This is a genomic window from Mesorhizobium sp. M8A.F.Ca.ET.057.01.1.1 (genome assembly GCF_003952565.1).
Classification (GTDB): domain Bacteria; phylum Pseudomonadota; class Alphaproteobacteria; order Rhizobiales; family Rhizobiaceae; genus Mesorhizobium.
The window spans coordinates 4696578-4715034 of record NZ_CP034454.1; the positions used below are offsets into that span (position 1 = coordinate 4696578).

An 18457-nucleotide genomic window follows, 5' to 3' on the forward strand; every position below is an offset into this window, starting at 1 on the left:
TCGCATAGGAAGAAATTCCAGTAGCGGTGCGTCATATCAAAGGTGGAAAATCAGAGCGCCTTGAAGCCCTGCATGCGCCAGCCGCCGGCACTGGCAAGACAGAGTTCGCCCTCGAACATGGCAACACCGTCAAAGCTCTCGCGCGAAGTCTTGAAGCGGCGGCACGTCTGGCCGCTGTCCTTCAATTCCGCCAGCTCCGTGATGGAGCCGCGCGAGCCGGTGCCGGCATTCGCCCAGGGCACGGCCTGGCCACCGAGTTGCTCGATGTCGGCGGACGATACCGCATTGCCGATCGTCGTCTGGTCGGAGTCGCGATCCGAATCGGCCGGCTTGGCCGAAGCCGATGTGCTTGAAGTCAGGATCGAGCGGTCGACTTCGGCTTTCTCCAGGCTGAAGCCCCCCGCGCCGCAGCCAGCAAGCGGCAGGACGATTGACACGATCGCAACTTTCGCGCTGGCCGAAGCGATAACGCCCCATTGCCTGCTGTCAAAAGCTTGCGCGATACGCGACAATCGGCAACCTCCCTGATTTCGTGACAATTTGAGAAAAACTATGAGTGATGCAGAGTTAACAAGCGGTGACTTTACCGAGGCCGCCGAGCCGTTTCGCCTTTTTGCCGCATGGCTGGACGACGCCACGAAGAGCGAAATCAACGACGCCAACGGCGTGGCGCTGGCGACCGTCGATGCCGAGGGCATGCCGGATGTACGGATGGTGCTGCTCAAGGGGTTCGATGAAAGCGGCTTTGTGTTCTACACGAATTTCGAGAGTGCCAAGGGCCAGGAGATTCTAGGCAGCATGAAGGCGGCGATGTGTTTCCATTGGAAATCGCTGCGCCGGCAAGTGCGCGTGCGCGGTCCGGTCGAGATCGTAAACAATGCCGAGGCCGACGCCTACTATGCGACGCGCCCGCGCGGCAGCCGCATCGGCGCCTGGGCCTCGAAGCAATCGCGACCGCTGGAAAGCCGTTTCGCGCTGGAAAAGGCGGTCGCCGAATACACAGCCCGTTATGCCATCGGTGAGATTCCGCGGCCAAAGCATTGGTCAGGCTTCCGCATTGTGCCGAAGACGATCGAATTCTGGCACGACAGGCCGTTCCGGCTGCATGACCGAGTGGTGTTCTCGCGTGACGCCGATGGTGGCTGGAGCAAGACGAGGCTGTATCCCTGAAAGGGTAAGGTTCAGCCCTTTTTCCTGGTCATGAATGCCGTGAGGGCCGCGCGCGCCTCGTCGGATTTCAGCCGCTCACGGAAATGCTCGCTCTCCACTCCGATGCGGGCGACGAGGTCGTCGCGTGAGCCACGCATCAGGTCGCGCGCGATCTTGAGCGCCTGCGGCGGCTTGGCCGCGATCTGGCCAGCCGCCGCCAGCACCGAAGCTTCCAGCGCGCCTTCCTCGACCACCTCGTAGATCAGCCCGGCAGCCTTCGCGCGCTCGGCCGAAAAACCCTCGCCTAGGCCGAGCAGGGCGAAAGCGCCCTGCTGCCCCAGGATGCGCGGCGCCAAAAGGCTCGATCCAGCCTCCGGCACGAGGCCGAGATCGACGAACGGCGTGCGGAACACGGTGCGCGGCGTGGCGAAGGTGAGGTCGCAATGCAGGTTGATCGTGGTGCCGATGCCGACCGCGATACCGTCGACGCCAGAGACGATTGGTTTTTCGACCCGGGCCAACGCCATCAGGAAATCCCAGACCTCGGTGCCACCATCGCCGCCAGTGGCCACAACCATGAAGTCGGCAAGGTCGTTGCCGGAGGAAAAGGCGCCGGGCACGCCGAGAAAGACATGGACGCGGACCGCCGGATCGGCGTCGCCTTCGGCAAGGGCCGCCGACATCCTGGCATACATGGCGCGCGTCAGCGCGTTCTTCTTGTCGGGGCGGTTCATGCGGATGATCTGGATCGCGCCCTGGCGCTCGACGAGAATGTGGTCTGTCACGATTGTTTCCTCAGTGAATGTCAGGCGGAAATCAGCGCCTTGCCGGCAGCGGCAAGGCTATCGCCGCCGTCGATGACGCGGTCTTTCAACGCGCCGGCCTCGCCGAGAAGATTCTCGGCGAAGAAGCGGCAAAGCGCGATACGGCCCTGGTCGGCAAGGGCGCCGCGCGCCAGATAGGCGCCGCCGGCGGCGAGCGAGATCAGCCGCAGATACGGCGTGGCGCCGGCCAGCGCCTTGTCCGCCTGACCATCGGCGGCCGCCAGTTCTTGCAGGAAGCGGGTCGCTTGCGTCAGATCGCCAAGGGCTGCATCCAGAAGATCGGCGGTTCGGCCGAAGCCTTGCAGGTTGGAGGTGCGCACTGCATTTGCGATACCAGCCAGTTCGTCGATATAGCGATGCACGTGCTCGCCGCCGCCGAGCGCTAGCTTGCGCATCACCAGATCGATCGCCTGGATGCCGTTGGTGCCCTCATAGATCGGCGCGATGCGGGCGTCGCGGTAGAGGGCCGCCGCACCCGTTTCCTCGATGAAGCCCATACCGCCATGCACCTGGACGCCGAGCGAGGCGACCTCGACGCCGACATCAGTGGAAAAAGCCTTGGCCAGCGGCGTCAAGAGATTGGCACGGTCGCGCCAATGCGCAGCCTCATCACCGGACGACACGCGCGCGAGATCGATGGCGTGAGCGCAATTGTAGCTGATGGCGCGGGCGATCTGCGTCAGCGCCTTCATGGTGAGGAGATTGCGCTGTACGTCCGGGTGGTGAACGATCGGCGCCATGCCGGCACCAGTGTAATCCGCCGCCTTGCCCTGACGCCGGTCATTGGCGTAGGCGATCGCTTTCTGGGTCGCGGCTTCCGCGACCGCGACACCCTGCATGCCGACGGCCAGACGGGCATTGTTCATCATGGTGAACATGCAGGCGAGGCCCTTGTTCTCCTCGCCGATCAGCCAGCCGATGGCGCCTCGCTTGGCGCCTTGAAAGCCGTCGCCATAGATCATGGTGCAGGTCGGCGAGGCGTGGATGCCGAGCTTGTGCTCGAGGCCGGAACAGAAGACGTCGTTGCGCGTTCCGATCGATCCATCGTCGCCGACCAGGAATTTCGGCACCAGGAACAGCGAGATGCCGCGCGTGCCGGCTGGCGCATCGGGAAGCCGCGCCAGCACCAGATGGACGATGTTGTCGGTGAAATCGTGCTCGCCATAGGTGATGAATATCTTCTGGCCGAAGATGCGGTAGGTGCCATCGCCGGCCGGCTCGGCGCGGGAGCGCAGGGCAGCGAGGTCCGATCCGGCCTGCGGCTCGGTCAGGTTCATCGTGCCCATCCACTCGCCGGACACGAGCTTTGCGAGATATGTCGCCTTGAGGTCCTCGGAAGCGTGCTTGTCCAGCGCTTCGACCGCGCCCATGGTCAGCGTCGGGCCGATGCCGAACGCCATGGCGGCCGAGTTCCACATTTCGAGCGCGGCGACGCCGAGCATGGTCGGCAACGCTTGGCCGCCATACGCTTCCGGCCCGGAGAGCGCGTTCCAGCCGCCGTCGATCCAGCGGCGATAGAGTTCTTTCCAGCCCGTCGGGGTGGTGACGATCGCGTCCTTCAGCACCGCACCTTGGTCGTCGCCGATCTTGTAAAGCGGGGCCACCTCCTCGGTGGCGAAACGGCCGGCTTCGCCAAGGACGGCATCGACCAACTCCTCGCCGAGATCGCCGAACGTTCCGGCATCGAGGGCGGATTTCATGCCGGCCACATGCTTCAGGGTGAACGCGATATCCTCGACCGGTGCCCGATACATGCCGCTCTATCCTCCCTGATGCATCGGCCTCGCCGACCCTAGAGCCAGTGCCGCCGCAAAACCATCCGCTTTTGGGCGGCCTCCCATCTTCTTTTTACGTAAACGTCAAATTTTGTCACGCGGATTTTGCAATCGGACCGGCCTGTACTAAATTCTATCGATCCCGGATCAAATCGACCGGCGAAAAAACCAGCCGACCGGAACATTCCATGCTTGCAAGACCTGACGCCTATCGCTGTATCGAATGCGGCCTGCCCTAGCGGGCAACCGGGTTTTCCTACTATCACGGCGAGCTGGCAAACGGCGCCGCCTACTGGTCGGATCGCGGCATATTGTGCTCGCCGCGATGCTCGCTTGCCCACCACCGCAAGCGCGCTGCAGAGGGCACATTGCGACAACAGCCCGCGCCCGGCCCGTTTGAATTTCAGCCCCTTATCCGACGGTGACCACAGCTTGGTAGCGACGGCGTTGAAGCTGTTCGTCTGACGCACCGCATCGTCTCGAGAAGCATTTCCTTAACCATAGCGGTTCAGCATTCGCCCTTGATCAACGGGGATTCCCTGTTTTGAAAAGGACGGCGCGCTTCCTTCGCCGCACGGCGCTTCTCGCTTTCGCGGCGGCAATGGCGCTGTCGCCCGCGGCAAAGGCTTCGGATTTCTCTGAGCCGTGGAAGAACGCCGACCGCGCCCTGGTCATCGACGCCTACGAATATAATTCCATCGACTGGGCCCAGCTTGCCACCGACAAGCGCATCGTCGCCTTCATCAACAAGGCGTCCGACGGTATGCCGCCGCCCTATTTCTGTTCCGGCGGCGACACCGAGGTAAAGCTCTGCAAGACGCTGTGGAAGCGCCACGCGGTGACGCGCGAGCTGTTCCAGACACGCAGGGTCGTGGCCAAGGCGCTCGGCATGAAATGGGGCGCCTATCACCTCGCCCGCCCCGGCAATCCAGTCGAGCAAGCCAACAATTTCCTCGATTTCGCCGACCCCGCACCAGACGACCTCATGGCCCTCGACATCGAGGGCATCGATCCCACGCAATGGATGTCGCTCGACGACGCCGAGGAGTTCGTGCGCCAGGTGCACCGGCGCATCGGCCGCTTCCCTGTGCTCTACACCAACGGCAAGACCGCCCAGTACATCGCTGACAACCGCTACAAATACCGGCTCCTGTCGCGGCTGCCGCTTTGGTACGCGCGCTACAAACCTGACATCGAAGTGCATTTTCCGATGGGCAACTGGCAGGGCTATGCGCTCTGGCAGTTCTCGGCGCAGGCCAATTGCGGCCGCTTCCGCTGCCCTTATCGGGTCGCCGGCACGCCGAACGATATCGACGTCAACGTGGTGCCGACGGACGCCGCCACGCTGCGCCAGCAATGGCCGTTCGGCGGGCTGATCGACGTGCCTTCCGATTATCTTGCCAGCGTGCCGGTGCCACTCTCGCGGGAAGCCGCCCTGACCGGCAAGGCCACTATCATCTACGCCGATGTGGCGACGCCGCCGACTGTCGAGGAAATGGTCGCGGTGCTCGATTCGCGCTGGTCGAAATTCCGCGACGGGTTTCGCATGCCTGTCGTGAAGACGGTGCCGCCACGGCCGGGCTTCGGCATCGTCCAGTATGTCGCCTGGAAGCGGACCGGGCAGCGCTCGCCCGCACAACTTGACGCCGCCTTCGCTGCGGCCGACCCGCTCAGCACGGCCTCCACCGAACTCGACCGCAGCCAGCGGTAGCCGACGCCCACCGGTCGGAGCTTTAGCCCGCCTTCTCGCGCGCCACGGCCTGCCAGCCGATGTCGCGGCGACAGAACCCGTCCGGCCAATCGATGCGGTCGAGCGCGGCATAGGCCCGCGCCTGCGCCTCGCCAACCGTGGCGCCGGTCGCCGTGACGTTGAGCACGCGGCCGCCATTGGCAACCAGGGCGCCGCCATTGATGGCGGTACCGGCATGGAAAATCTGGACGCCCTCGCCCGCGGCGTCCTCGACGCCGCGAATGACAGAGCCTTTTTCCGGCGTGCCGGGGTAACCCCTCGCCGCCATCACAACGGTCAGCGCCGCCTCGTCGCGCCAGCGCACGGAGGTATGCGCGAGCTGGCCGTCGACGGCGGCATTGAGCAGGACCAGCAGGTCATCCCTGAGCCGCATCATCAGCACCTGGCATTCCGGATCGCCGAAGCGGGTGTTGTATTCGATCAGCTTCGGCCCGTTTTCCGTGATCATCAGCCCGGCGAACAGAATGCCGGCAAAGGGCGCGCCAAGTTCGGCCATGCCGCGCATGGTCGGCTCGATGATTTCGCGCATGGTGCGCCCGATCATGTCAGGCGTCATCACCGGGGCCGGCGAATAGGCGCCCATGCCGCCGGTGTTGGGCCCGACATCGCCGTCACCGACGCGCTTGTGGTCCTGTGCCGTGCCGAAGGGAAGTGCCGTCGTGCCGTCACAGAGACAGAAGAAACTCGCCTCCTCGCCGGTCATGAATTCCTCGATCACCACCTCCGCGCCGGCGGCGCCGAAGGAACCGTCGAAGCACGAAGCGAGTGCCGCCTGCGCCTCATCCATTGTCATGGCGACGGTGACGCCTTTGCCGGCGGCGAGCCCATCAGCCTTGATAACGATCGGCGCGCCTGTCTTTTCGACATAGGCCTTGGCTGAGGCCAGATCGCCGAAGCGGCCATAGGCTGCGGTCGGGATGTTGTACCGGGCGCAAAGGTCCTTGGTGAAGCCCTTCGAGCCTTCCAGCCGCGCGGCGGCCTTCGAGGGCCCGAAGACGCGGATGTTTTCGGCGCGCAGATCATCGGCGATGCCGGCTACAAGCGGCCCTTCCGGGCCGACCACGACGAGATCGATTTTTTTCTCCCGGCAGAAGGCGGCGACGGCGGCGTGGTCGGCAATATCCAACTTCACCAGCTCGGCCTCGGCGCCGATGCCCGGATTGCCGGGAGCCGCATAGAGCTTGGTCAGCAGCGGTGAAGCGACGATCTTCCAGGCCAGCGCATGTTCGCGGCCGCCGGAGCCGAGAAGAAGAACGTTCATGGCCACCTCTTGATGCCAACTATCCCATAGAGAGAACAACCCGCTATTGCTCTCTGGACGACGGGTCAAGGCATCAGGGTGGATTGATCGGAATTGCGCACGGGAACATTATCCCGGCCGAATAGAGGCGCCGGTTGCCGGCGTCTCTGTTATGGCCACTCGCTCAGCTCTGAAAAATGACCGGGAACCAGTCCTCGCGCAGTCGCTGCCCTGGCTGCATGCCATGGCCGGGATAGGGCGGCGAGGTGCGGCCGGGGCGCTCGACGTAGTGGGCGTCGTCGCCGACCCAGCGCAGCGACAGCGCCCGGCGCCGCGCCGCGGTCATATTGCCGCGCGCGCCGTGCGCGGTGCGGAAGTCGAACAGGATGGCGTCGCCCGGTTCCATCTCCCATTCGATAACTTTCATCGATGGATCCTGGTCGGGATCCGGCACCGGACGATAGTCGCCCTCGGCGGCGTAGAAATTGCCGTCGTCCAGCCAGCGTACCGGCAGGATCATCTTGTCCCATTTGTGCGAACCGGCGATCAGGCGCAGCGTCGCCTCCTTCACCGGATCGATGGGGATCCAGAAGCTCACCGTCTGCTGGCCGTCGATAAAATAATAAGGAATGTCCTGGTGCCACGGCGTCGGCTTCTGCGTGCCCGGCTCCTTGACCAGGACGTGGTCATGGAAGAACTGCGCGCTGCGCGACTGCATCACCGCCGCTGCCAGTCGCGCCGCGGGCGATTCGCGCACCACCTTGACGAATTCGGGGATGCGTTCCCAGTTGCAGTAATCGTCGAAGAAACTGCCGCGGCCATTGGCGATGTCGGACGCGGTAGCGCTGCGGTTCTGCATGTTGCGCTCGATGCCGGCGGCGATCGTGTCGACCCAGCCCTTGAAGGCGCCGCGGATGCAGACCGCGCCATCACGCTGGTAGTCGGCGATTGTCCGGGCATCGATGATTTCGGTGTCCGTTGCCCGCGTAGCGGTTTGGGAAGCCATAATGTCCTCCTTTCAGGATCGAGGCCACTATCGCAACGGCCGTTCATTCAGTAAAATAATAACTTCCCATCTGACACATAGGTTGTGGCTATGAGTTTTACTCTCACCCAACTCCGCTATCTCGTCGCAGTCGCCCGCCATGGCAGCGTCACCGGCGCGGCCCGGGCGCTCAACATTTCGCAGCCGTCGATTTCAGTGGCGATCGACGCCATCGAAAAGGATTTCGGCCAGAAGCTGTTCGTGCGCCAGCGGGGAAGCGGTGTTTCTCTGACCTCCTTCGGCCGTGTCGCCGTGGCCAAGGCCAGACAGGTTCTTGCCGAGACGGACGAACTCCTGGGCCTGGGCAAGGCCAACTCGGCGGTCGGCGGCGAACTGGTGCTCGGCTGTTTCGAGGATCTGGCGCCCTATTTCGCGCCGGGCCTCATCCGCGCCTTCTCCGAACGCCATCCGGCGGTCGCGATCATCGTCCGCGACGAGACGTTCGAGACGCTCGGGCGACGCCTGGCGGACGCCGCCGTCGACCTCGGTCTCAGCTACGATCTTGGCCTGCCGTCGCATTTCGCGCGGATCCTGCTTCACGAGTTGCGGCCGCATGCGCTGTTACCGGCGGGCCATGCGCTGGCCGAACGTTCCGAAGTCAGCCTGGCGGATCTGGCCGCCTACCCGCTGATCACGACCGACCAGCCGCATAGCTGGCAGCATATGCTCGACCTGTTCCGCAGCCGTGGCCTGTCGCCCGTCGCCGACATGCGCGCAAGCTCGTTCGAACTCCAGCGCAGCATGGTGGCCAACGGCTTCGGCGTCGCGGTCAGCTATACCCGTCCGCATGGCGACCGCAGCTATGACGGCCTGCCGCTCGTCCGCAAGCCGCTGTCGGATCCGCTGCCCATGCAGCGCATCATCCTCACCCATGACACGCATCAGCGCGTGTCGAATGCGGCGCTGGCTTTCATCGAGGTGGCGAAGGTCTGGTTTTCCACGCGCGACATCTTCACCTCCTGACGGATTGATGGACGCTCCTCGCCTGCTTGCCGCTTGACGGGTTCCACCGCTGCTGCCACTCCATGCCAATGGAACCTGTCCAGTCGAAAGCGTCCCAGGGCCGCGTCGCAGATGCGCCGAACGGCCATTGGGTCTACCGCGCGCTGCCGCGCGCGATCTGGCCTTATGCGCAGCTTGCGCGATGGGACAGGCCGATCGGCTGGCAGTTGCTTTTGTGGCCCTGCTGGTGGTCGGCCGCGCTGGCGGCGAGCGCCTATCCCCGGCCTGGCGACCCGCTGCTGTCGCTGCTGCCGGCGCCCTTGTACCTCGTGCTGTTCCTGATTGGCGCCATCGCCATGCGCGGCGCCGGCTGCACCTATAACGACATTGTCGACGAAGACATCGACAACCAGGTCGAACGCACCCGCTCGCGCCCGCTGCCGTCCGGCCAGACCACGCGCCGGCGAGCCTGGCTGTTTCTTGTGCTGCAGGCCCTGGTCGGCCTGGCGGTGCTCCTGCAGTTCAACAGCTTCGCCGTTCTGCTCGGCGTCTGCTCACTGGTGATCGTCGCCGTCTATCCATTCATGAAGCGGATAACCAACTGGCCGCAACTGTTTCTCGGCTTTGCCTTTTCCTGGGGCGCGCTGATGGGATGGGCGGTCGAGTTCGGTGATCTCGATGGCCCCGCCATCATGCTCTATATCGGTTCGATCCTGTGGGTGATCGGCTACGACACGATCTATGCGCATCAGGACAAGGAAGACGATGCCATTGTCGGCGTGCGTTCGACGGCGCGGCTGTTCGGCGACAACACCAAGGCGTGGCTCGCGGGGCTATATGGCGGCATGCTGATCTGCTTCGCCATCGCCTTCGCCTCGGCGCAGGCCCCGGTGGTGGCGCTGGCGGGACTGATCGCAGCCGGTGCGCATCTGGCCCGACAGATCGCGGTGCTGGATATCGACGATCCGGACCAGTGCCTGCGGCTGTTCCGGTCGAACAACCAGGTCGGCTGGCTGATCTTCCTCGGCCTGATCGGTGGCGCGCTATGGGTGGCACTGAAGCCGCTGGTTTAGCAGCTTCAGTGTCTACAATCCCAGAACAGGAATGATGCTTAATCGCGGGAAATGATTTCCTGGCCGTCGATGACCAGCCTGAGGCCGAGGTCCCCGGTTCTGCGGCGGGCAAGGAAGCGCGGGCGGCGCGTGTTGGAGGCGCGGCCCTTGCGACGGTCCTGCGGCGGCAGCGTCTTGATGGCGGCGCCGAGCGACTCTTCCAGCGTACGGGCGACGCCGTCCGATTCGATCAGCAGCATCGGCAGACGGTAGGCATCGGCCCAGGCGCGCCAGTCGGCGGCGACGTCTTCGAGATCGTCGGCCACCAGCAGCGGCACCGACAGCATCGGATCGTTGTGCAGGAGTTCCAGGGTCACAGTGACATTGCCGTCCGGATCCTCCATCGCACGGGCGGCGACGCCGCGAAATGCATTGGCGGGCAGCACAATGATCGCCGGCAGGCCGCTCATCTCGAGCAGGCGGCGGATCACGGCGCCCCGCTGGTCGATGGTGAAGGTTACGTCGCCATAATCGTCGCGCGTCGCGTAGCTCACCACCTGCGGCAGGCGGAATGGGTCGAGACGCATGTTGCGTCCCGCCCAGACTGGCTTAAGTCCGGTGTTCACGTTCATAGAGCGCCTTCCTGTCTGTCTCCTGAGAGCCGGTGTCCGGTTCTCTCCGGGCCAGTTTTCCCGGCCTCGTTATGGGGAAACAGTAGCGCCGGCTCCTTACCGCCGCGCTTAAGAAAGTCGGTTAAATTTTGCTGATCTCAGGGATGGTTATCGGAATGCCACCAGCCACGAGATGTTGAAAGGATCAGATAACCTTACCGGGATTCATGATGCCGGCTGGGTCGAAGGCGGTCTTCACCCTGCGCATCAGATCGATGGCCATCGGCGGCGCGGTGGCGATCAGTTCGTCGCGCTTCAACTGACCGATGCCGTGCTCTGCCGAGATCGAACCGTGCAGGCTGCGCACCACGTCATGCACGGCCTTGTTCATGGCATGGTAGAGCGCCAGAAACGCCTCGTCGTCGCCGTCGACGGGCCGTGAAATGTTATAATGAAGATTGCCATCGCCCATATGGCCGAAGCAGACCACCCGGGCGCCGGCACTGACCGAGGCCACCGCGCCGGCGGCCTCCGCGATGAAGCGCGGTATTGATGCGATCGGCACCGATATGTCGTGCTTGATCGAAGCGCCTTCCGGCTTCTGCGCCTCGGGCAACAGCTCGCGGAAGTTCCAGAAGGCATCGCCCTGCCCGAGGCTGGCGGCGATGACGGCATCGCCGACGAATTCCTGCTCGAGACCCGCCGAAAGCACGTCTTCGATCAGCGCCCGCGAATCCTCCGACGAACGGCCGGATGAAATCTGCATCAGCACATACCAGGGCCAATCCTCGATCAGCGGCCGTGTCACGCCCGGGGCATGCGCCAGCGTGAAGTCGTACGGCCGCTTGCCGATCAGCTCGAAGGCGGTGAGCGCTGCCCCGGCCCGGTCCATGGCCAGGCTGAACAGGGAAAGGGCGGCCTCCGGCGACGACAGGCCGACGAAGGCGACGTCCCTCCCCTTGGGTTTCGGAAACAGTTTGAGCACGGCGGCGGTGATCACGCCTAGCGTGCCTTCGGCGCCGACAAACAGATTCTTCAGGTCGTAGCCGGTGTTGTCCTTCTTCAGCTTGCGCAAATCGTCGAAGACCTCGCCCGTCGGCAGCACCACCTCAACGCCGAGGCAGAGCTCGCGCGCATTGCCATAGGCAAGCACGCCGGTGCCGCCGGCATTGGACGACAGGTTGCCGCCTATCTGGCAGGAGCCTTGCGCGGCGAGCGACAGCGGGAACAGCCGGTCGGCGGCGTCGGCCGCCTCCTGCAAGGTCTGCAGAATGACTCCGGCCTCGACCGTGACCGTATTGGACAGGACGTCGATCTCGCGGATGCGGTTCAGCCGCGACAGCGACAGGACGATCTCATGGCCGGATTTGTCAGGCACCTGCGCGCCGACCAGCCCGGTGTTGCCGCTTTGCGGCACGATTGGCGTTCCAGTCTCTGTCGCCAGCCGCATGATCCGGCTGACCTCTTCGACGCTGCCCGGCCGCAGCACCAGGGACGTCGCGCCATGCCAGAGGCCGCGTCGCTCGATGAGATAAGGCGCGATATCCTGCTGGTCGCGCAGCGCATATTTGTCGCCGACGATCGCCGCGAAACGATCGATGAGAGCGGGATCGAGTGTCTTGGCGGTTTCGGTCATCTGGGAAAACTACGTTGTGGGCTGGGCGTTGTCACGGGGAGCGGCAGCACGGGAGAGCCGGTCGTTGATCGCCTCGCCGAGCCCGTCTAAGGGAATCTTCTCGACCGCGATGGTGCGCGCGCCGCTGCGGTCGAGATCCTGCATGTAGGCGAAGAGGTTGCTTGCCGCCTCACGCAGGTCACCTGTTTCGGACAGGTTCAAGAATGCGGCCGCATGATGCCAGCCTTCAGCGCGCTGGTCGCCGAAGGCAAGCAACGCTTCGTCTTCGCCAACCGTGCCGGCATTGAGCCTCACAGCCGCGCCCGGCGCGTAGTGCGAGGCAAGCATGCCCGGCGCCTCTACCCCGGCAGCGCCGCCGCGCAGCAACTCCATGCCGATGGCCGCCTCGATGTCCGCGGCGGCGATGCCGCCCGGCCGAAGCAGGCGCAATCTTTCGCCTTCGGCCTTGACGATGGTCGATTCCAGCCCGACCGGTGTGGCACCGCCGTCAACTACCAGCTTGATGCGGGCGCCGAGGTCCGCCGCAACGGCTTGGGCCGTGGTGGCGCTGATCTTGCCGGATGAATTGGCGCTGGGCGCGGCAAGCGGTCGGCCAAGCCTGGCGATCAGGTCGCCGCCAAACCCTCTCGGCATACGCAAGGCGATCGTGTCGAGCCCGGCGGTGACCAGCGGATGAATGCCGTTGCCGGGGCGCTGCGGCAGCACCAGCGTCAGCGGGCCCGGCCAGAAGGCAAGCGCGAGTTTCTTCGACAGCGGATCGAACAGCGCGATGCGCTCGGCCATCGCCATGTCGGCGACATGGGCAATCAGCGGATTGAAACGCGGCCGGCCCTTGGCTTCGAAAATGCGCGCCACGCCGATGCCGTTGGTGGCGTCGCCGGCCAGTCCATAGACGGTCTCGGTCGGAATGGCGACGACATCGCCGCCCTCAAGCAGCGCCAACGCCGGTTCCATCGCTTCGCCGACGGCAAGTATTTCAGCCACTCTCGTCACCTCGCGGATGCCGGCTGCGTAGTACGACAGCGCCGCCGGGGCAAGCGGGCATAGGCAATTCATCAATTCCTAAAATGCTATCTTTCCATGAAAGCCGGCATCAATCGCCGAGCCCTATCGTGCAGCTTCTGGGCAATGAGGAGCTATATCAGGTGTCTGTGCGTATCTGGGGAACGCTTGTCATCACTCTGGCTGCCATGGTTGGCGGGGCTCAGGCCTCGTCGCTGGTCTTTCCCGGCGCGCCGGCCTCGACGCCCTCCGTCGTTGTGCTGAAGGCAACCGACGGCAGGGCGAGCGACGTGGTGTCGGTCGTTGCGCTCGGCGAGCCCGACGTCACCGATGAAAAGGTGGCGGCAATCCCGGACAAGGCCGAGGCGAGGCATGCCTTCCCGCACAGCCCGATGATCATTCGTGGCGGCGTGGTCGGCGGCGCCTTCTCGACGCCCGTGCAAGCCAAGGCGCCTGTCGCGGCAACCGCCCCGGCTGCGGCAACCGCCCCCGCCACGGCGACCGCCTCGGCAGCCCCCGCGCCCGCGGCTCACGGAAAAGCAGCAGCACCGGCGGCAGCCGCGCCACCGCCAGCCAAACAGCCTGCTTCAGGAGCCGGCAAGGTCAAATAGCGACTTGCCAACTGGCCGATCAGAATGCTCAACGGCTTGACGGCAGTCTGGCGCCCCGTGCACCATTGTCAGGCGAATTTCTTCTAGACGTATCTCGCTGGCGGCCCTGCGACCTGACTTTCGCCAAGCGGCTCCGGCAGATGGGATTGCATCGTTCAAGGCAAGGGGGTTGCTCATGAAAAAATCGAAGACCGTTACAGTGGCTGGGCTTTTGCTGGCGTCATTGCTTGGCGGCGTGGCCCATGCGGACGACATGCTGGGATCCTATGTCGCGCGCATTTCGGATCGCGATCACCATGCGAGCGACGGCTATGCGCTGGACGGCGCCGCGCAGATGGTGCGGCAGGACCGCGCCAACTGGCACAAATTCCATCGCCGCGACAGCGACGACGAGGGTGACGCCTGGTTCAGGACCAACGATCAGCGCGCCGACCTGCAGCGCATGCTGGAGCGCCCCGGCGCGATGAGTTCCTCAACCAAGCGCGCCATCGTCAATGGCGAGCCTCTGATCCAGGTCGACGTCTACGAAAACAGCGTGCGCGTCAGCATTCTGGAAAACTGAAAAGTCGGGGTTCGGGAAAACTGATCAAGTCAGTATTTGGAAAGACCGACGAAAAAGGGCGACGCGAAAGCGCCACCCTTTCTTCGAGAAAATCCGCCTGAAAAATCAGGCCGCTTCTTCCTTGTCGTCGTCTTCTTCGGCCTCGCCGTCTTCGGATTCTTCCTCGCCCTCGGCGTCGTCGCCTTCGGCTTTCACGGCGTCATCGGCGTCGTCTTCGTCGGACTCTTCGCCGTCTTCGTCGTCGCCTTCTTCGTCATCGCCATCCTCGTCTTCGTCAGACAGATCGGCGGCTTCGACTGCGGTAGCGGCATGATCGAGAACGGTTTCGGAAGCGGATTCAATCGCCTCGGCGGCGGCCGAGGTTTCTTCAGTCACTTCGATTTCGTGATCGGAATTCATGGAGCCTCCGTGGGGTTGGGGAACATGTCCCTTTTGCCACGGAGAGATCATCGTCATATGACTGTAAGCCGGCTCGAACGGCCGGCTGGAAGATTTTTCAAGGCACCGAAGCCCGATTTTACGATGCCGTCGAAGCAACCGAATCTAGCCGGCGATTTTCGAGAAATCCGCAACCTGACCGGTAGCCGTGCGAATGCGCGTGAGCAGCGCAAGGCGGTTGGCGCGCACGGACAGGTCCTCATCATTCACGAGAACATGCTCAAAGAATGAATCAACGGGTTCGCGCAACACGCTAAGCGCCAGCATGGCAGCGGAAAAGTCTTCGTTTTGAATCGCTTCGCCGGCTTGCTTCTCGGCCTGATTCACCGCCGCAAACAGCGACTTCTCCGCATCCTGCCGGAACAACGCCGGCGCAACGGTTTCGGCGACCGCCGTTTTCTTCTTCTCCTCGGCAGCCAGGATGTTGGCGGCGCGCTTGGTGCCGGCGAGCAGGTTCTTGCCATCCTCGGTGTCGAGGAACGAGCCCAGCGCCTCGACTCGACGCACGATCTGCAGGAGGTCGTCGGACCGCGGCGTGATGACGGCGTCGATGAGGTCGTGCCGGGCGCCCTGGTCGCGGAGATAGACTTTGAGGCGGTCGTGGAAGAACGACAAAAGATCCGGGACGATGACGCCCATATGCAGATCAAGATCTTGCTCGATTGAATTCTTATCGAACATCTGGGCGGCAATGGTTGTGATTACAGATTTTTCGTCCTGCGGATCACCGACGTCGAACCCAGCCTTTTTGGCGGATGCGATGGTTTCCAGTGGACGTGCAAACTCTGCCGCAGAGCGCGTGTGCGACCAATTCATCCATTGTTCTTGCAGTATTTTCGTTAATCGCAACGAACTGCCGTTCTCGATCAAAACCCTTATCACTCCCAGCGCGGCCCTTCTCAGTGCGTAGGGATCCTTTGATCCCGTGGGCTTCTCGTCGATAGACCAGAACCCAACCAGCATATCCAGCTTGTCGGCGAGCGCGATCGCAATAGAAATCGGATCATTCGGCACTCGGTCGGACGGGCCTTGCGGCTTGTAATGCTCTTCGATGGCCCTCGCCACGGACTTATGATCGCCCTGAAGCAGCGCGTATTTGCGGCCCATGGCGCCTTGCAATTCGGGAAACTCGCCGACCACTTCAGTGGTGAGATCGGCCTTGGCCAGGACAGCGGCACGGCGCGCCAGCGCTGGATCCACACCGACGATCGGCGCCAGTTCTTCAGCCAGCCGGGCGATCCGCTCCACCCGCTCGCCCTGCGTGCCTAGCTTGGCATGAAACGTGACATTGAGATGGTCGAGCCGGGCCATGCGCTGGTCGAGCGGCTTCTTCAGGTCGAGCCCAAATTTTTTCGCCGACGCTTCCAGCTCAACGAGATCGGGCAGATCGCCCTGATCGGTCGTCCAGAAATAGAGCGCGTCGGACAGGCGGGCGCGCACCACCTTGCCGTTGCCATGGGCGATCTCCTTGCCGCCGTCCTTGGCTTCGATGTTGGCGGTGAGGATGAAGCGGTTGGAGAGCGCCTCGCTTTCCCCCTGCGACCGCGTGACGAAGCACTTCTGATTGGCGCGGATGGTCAGCCGGATCACCTCGGCCGGAATGGCGAGGAAAGCCTCTTCGAACTCGCCCATCAGCACGACAGGCCACTCGACCAGCCCGGACACTTCTTCGAGCAAGCCCTCGTCCTCGACAAGGTCGAGCCCGTTGGCGAAGGCGAGGTTGCGGGCATCGGCAAGGATGATCTCCTTGCGCCGGTCTGCATCAAGCACGACCTTCGCCGCCTCCAGCTTCGACACATAGTCGTCGAAGCGGCGTACCGTGATTTCGCCTGGCGCGAGGAAACGGTGGCCGTAGGTGATGTTGCCGGAACGGATGCCGTCGATCTCGAAATCGACCACGACCGGCTCCTCGGTCTCGGGGCCGAAGGTGCACAGGATCGATTGCAGCGGCCGAACCCAGCGCAGCGCGCCCGGTTTTGCCGAGGCCGGTCCCCAGCGCATCGACTTCGGCCAGGGGAAATTGCGGATAATATCAGGCATCAGTCCGGCGATGATCTCTTCAGCCGCCCTGCCCGGCTTCGAAATATGCGCGACGTAGAAGTCGCCCTTCTTTGGGTCGGAATGGACATGCGCTTCGGCGATCGATGACAGCCCGGCCTTGCGCAGGAAGCCCTGGACGGCCTGTTCAGGCGCTGATGTCGACGGCCCCTTGATATCCTCGTGAATATCCTTCGAGCGAGCGTTGAGGCCACGGATATCGAGGGTCAGGCGCCGTGGCGTCCAGTACTCGCGCGCCGCCTCATAGGTCAGACCCGCCTCGACCAGACCGTCGGTCAGCATCTTCCTCAGATCGCCCGCCGCCTTGCGTTGCATGCGGGCAGGATTTCCTCGGAGCGAAGTTCTAGTAGCAGGTCTGGCATCGGGGTCAGCTCGTGCGGGAGAGTGGTCGGGCGGGGCATAGCAACTCGGCTGGCCGCTGTCACCCTTTCAACACGGCTATCGCCGACTTCGGCTGATTTCCAGAAATTTTGGCCGTTCTGTCGGGACGCGGCGACCCTGTCCGTCCTTGGATCAAAGATTTCCATGAACCTAACGCAGCGCTGAAGCGACCCACGCTCAGGCAGAGAACTATTGGCTGAACGACGATGAAAACGGCATCCAGACTTCTTCAAATCCTCGCGCTCAGCGCCTGCTTCACCGCGCAGGCCCACGGCGCCTTCTCCATGCCGGGCGTGCGGCAGGCGCTGCGGACGATGTCTGGTTCGAGCGGCCAGATCCTGCCGCCGATCAGCGCTTCCCTCGAAATGATCAACGGCGCTTGAGACTCAGGCCGCCGCCAATCCACCGGCCTGCGTTTTCAGGAACGCCTCGCCGCAGGCTTTCGCCAGATTACGCACCCGCAGGATATAACTCTGCCGCTCGGTGACCGAGATCGCGCCACGCGCATCGAGCAGGTTGAAGACGTGGCTCGCCTTGATGCACTGGTCGTAGGCTGGAAAGACCATTTTGTGCATCGGCAGATTGTCGTTCGATGCCGGCGCGCCGGCCTCGAGCAGCGCCTTGCACTCGGCTTCGGCGTCCTCGAAATGCCGCAGCAGCATCGCCGTGTTGGCGTATTCGAAATTGTGGCGCGAATATTCCTGCTCGGCCTGCAGGAACACGTCGCCATAGGTGACCTTGTCGGCGCCTTCGCGGCCGTTGAAGTTGAGGTCGTAGACATTGTCGACGCCCTGCACATACATGGCCAGGCGCTCCAAGCCGTAAGTGAGTTCGCCCGCCACCGGCGCGCATTCGATGCCGCAGACCTGCTGGAAATAGGTGAACTGCGACACTTCCATGCCGTCGCACCAGCATTCCCAGCCGAGGCCCCAGGCGCCCAGCGTCGGGCTTTCCCAGTCGTCCTCGACGAAGCGTATGTCGTGCAGCAGAGGGTCGACGCCGATCGCGGCCAGCGAGCCGAGATAGAGCTCCTGCAGGTTCGGCGGATTGGGCTTCAGGATCACCTGGTACTGATAGTAATGCTGCAGCCGGTTGGGGTTCTCGCCATAGCGGCCGTCCTTGGGACGGCGCGAAGGCTGGACGTAGGCTGCGTTCCAGCGCCTTGGTCCGAGTGCGCGCAGCGTCGTTGCCGGATGAAACGTGCCGGCGCCAACCTCCATGTCATAGGGCTGCAGGATGATGCAGCCATAGGCGGCCCAATAATTGTGCAAGGTCAGGATCAGCCCCTGGAATGAGCGGCTGGGGTGCATATGGGCTGGGATTTCAATCGTCACGACGGCCTCGGCGACACAGGCTAGCTTGCGGCCACGTCCTAGAGACA

General features: G+C 63.6%; 18 protein-coding genes and 1 pseudogene. 8 read left to right on the forward strand and 11 right to left on the reverse strand.

Annotated features, from left to right (window positions below; all coding sequences use genetic code 11):
- Positions 1-50: 50 nt before the first annotated feature.
- Entirely contained in the window at positions 51-512 is a 462-nt protein-coding gene (locus tag EJ077_RS22440) for an RT0821/Lpp0805 family surface protein (protein ID WP_208696339.1), read from the reverse strand.
- Positions 513-552: 40 nt separating this feature from the next.
- On the opposite strand from EJ077_RS22440, the gene pdxH reads away from it, so the two are divergent.
- Complete coding sequence (pdxH, locus tag EJ077_RS22445; protein WP_208696341.1) at positions 553-1170, forward strand: pyridoxamine 5'-phosphate oxidase; 618 nt, start codon at positions 553-555, stop codon at positions 1168-1170.
- An 11-nt stretch (positions 1171-1181) separates the two neighbouring features.
- Here pdxH and EJ077_RS22450 read toward each other — a convergent pair whose 3' ends face one another.
- The gene (locus EJ077_RS22450; RefSeq protein ID WP_208696343.1) at positions 1182-1934 is read right to left on the reverse strand and encodes a crotonase/enoyl-CoA hydratase family protein; all 753 of its coding nucleotides are present in this window, start codon (positions 1932-1934) and stop codon (positions 1182-1184) included.
- Positions 1935-1954: 20 nt separating this feature from the next.
- The gene (locus EJ077_RS22455) at positions 1955-3727 is read right to left on the reverse strand and encodes an acyl-CoA dehydrogenase (protein WP_208696345.1); all 1773 of its coding nucleotides are present in this window, start codon (positions 3725-3727) and stop codon (positions 1955-1957) included.
- Positions 3728-3936: 209 nt separating this feature from the next.
- Between EJ077_RS22455 and EJ077_RS32305 the strand changes: the two are divergent.
- Positions 3937-4173, forward strand: a pseudogene (locus EJ077_RS32305) (hypothetical protein).
- Positions 4174-4349: 176 nt separating this feature from the next.
- Positions 4350-5459 carry a glycoside hydrolase family 25 protein gene (locus EJ077_RS22460; RefSeq protein WP_208703090.1) on the forward strand — a complete coding sequence of 370 codons (1110 nt, stop codon included), beginning with the start codon at positions 4350-4352 and terminating at the stop codon, positions 5457-5459.
- A gap of 22 nt (positions 5460-5481) precedes the next feature.
- On the opposite strand, the gene purD is transcribed toward EJ077_RS22460, so the two are convergent.
- Together purD and EJ077_RS22470 are read right to left on the reverse strand one after the other, a co-directional pair.
- Positions 5482-6759 carry a phosphoribosylamine--glycine ligase gene (gene purD / locus EJ077_RS22465; protein ID WP_208696347.1) on the reverse strand — a complete coding sequence of 426 codons (1278 nt, stop codon included), beginning with the start codon at positions 6757-6759 and terminating at the stop codon, positions 5482-5484.
- A 163-nt stretch (positions 6760-6922) separates the two neighbouring features.
- Positions 6923-7744 carry a phytanoyl-CoA dioxygenase family protein gene (locus tag EJ077_RS22470; RefSeq protein ID WP_208696349.1) on the reverse strand — a complete coding sequence of 274 codons (822 nt, stop codon included), beginning with the start codon at positions 7742-7744 and terminating at the stop codon, positions 6923-6925.
- 90 nt (positions 7745-7834) lie between these two features.
- On the opposite strand from EJ077_RS22470, the gene EJ077_RS22475 reads away from it, so the two are divergent.
- Together EJ077_RS22475 and ubiA are read left to right on the forward strand one after the other, a co-directional pair.
- Positions 7835-8746: a LysR family transcriptional regulator gene (locus EJ077_RS22475; RefSeq protein ID WP_208696351.1), complete on the forward strand. Its 912-nt coding sequence runs from the start codon at positions 7835-7837 to the stop codon at positions 8744-8746.
- Positions 8747-8814: 68 nt separating this feature from the next.
- Positions 8815-9798 carry a 4-hydroxybenzoate octaprenyltransferase gene (gene ubiA, locus EJ077_RS22480; protein ID WP_208703091.1) on the forward strand — a complete coding sequence of 328 codons (984 nt, stop codon included), beginning with the start codon at positions 8815-8817 and terminating at the stop codon, positions 9796-9798.
- A gap of 38 nt (positions 9799-9836) precedes the next feature.
- Here the strand turns inward: ubiA and EJ077_RS22485 are convergent, their stop codons facing one another.
- From EJ077_RS22485 to EJ077_RS22495, 3 genes are all read right to left on the reverse strand, one after another.
- Positions 9837-10403, reverse strand: coding sequence for a DUF6101 family protein (locus EJ077_RS22485; RefSeq protein ID WP_208703092.1), 567 nt, complete (start codon positions 10401-10403; stop codon positions 9837-9839).
- Positions 10404-10593: 190 nt separating this feature from the next.
- Positions 10594-12024, reverse strand: coding sequence for an FAD-binding oxidoreductase (locus tag EJ077_RS22490; protein ID WP_208696353.1), 1431 nt, complete (start codon positions 12022-12024; stop codon positions 10594-10596).
- 9 nt (positions 12025-12033) lie between these two features.
- The gene (locus tag EJ077_RS22495; RefSeq protein WP_208703093.1) at positions 12034-13008 is read right to left on the reverse strand and encodes an L-threonylcarbamoyladenylate synthase; all 975 of its coding nucleotides are present in this window, start codon (positions 13006-13008) and stop codon (positions 12034-12036) included.
- Between the two features lie 161 nt (positions 13009-13169).
- On the opposite strand from EJ077_RS22495, the gene EJ077_RS22500 reads away from it, so the two are divergent.
- Positions 13170-13637: a hypothetical protein gene (locus tag EJ077_RS22500; protein ID WP_208696355.1), complete on the forward strand. Its 468-nt coding sequence runs from the start codon at positions 13170-13172 to the stop codon at positions 13635-13637.
- Between the two features lie 175 nt (positions 13638-13812).
- Positions 13813-14199: a hypothetical protein gene (locus EJ077_RS22505; RefSeq protein WP_208696357.1), complete on the forward strand. Its 387-nt coding sequence runs from the start codon at positions 13813-13815 to the stop codon at positions 14197-14199.
- Between the two features lie 105 nt (positions 14200-14304).
- On the opposite strand, the gene EJ077_RS22510 is transcribed toward EJ077_RS22505, so the two are convergent.
- Together EJ077_RS22510 and glyS are read right to left on the reverse strand one after the other, a co-directional pair.
- Positions 14305-14655: an ATPase gene (locus EJ077_RS22510; RefSeq protein ID WP_367142375.1), complete on the reverse strand. Its 351-nt coding sequence runs from the start codon at positions 14653-14655 to the stop codon at positions 14305-14307.
- Between the two features lie 87 nt (positions 14656-14742).
- A complete protein-coding gene (gene glyS / locus EJ077_RS22515; RefSeq protein WP_208696359.1) occupies positions 14743-17010 on the reverse strand; it encodes a glycine--tRNA ligase subunit beta in 2268 nt (755 codons plus the stop codon).
- A gap of 272 nt (positions 17011-17282) precedes the next feature.
- Between glyS and EJ077_RS22520 the strand changes: the two genes are divergently transcribed.
- A complete protein-coding gene (locus EJ077_RS22520) occupies positions 17283-17459 on the forward strand; it encodes a hypothetical protein (RefSeq protein WP_208696361.1) in 177 nt (58 codons plus the stop codon).
- A gap of 3 nt (positions 17460-17462) precedes the next feature.
- Here the strand turns inward: EJ077_RS22520 and EJ077_RS22525 are convergent, their stop codons facing one another.
- Positions 17463-18410 (reverse strand): glycine--tRNA ligase subunit alpha, encoded by a 948-nt coding sequence (locus tag EJ077_RS22525; RefSeq protein ID WP_208696363.1) that lies wholly within the window; start codon positions 18408-18410, stop codon positions 17463-17465.
- Positions 18411-18457 lie beyond the last annotated feature (47 nt).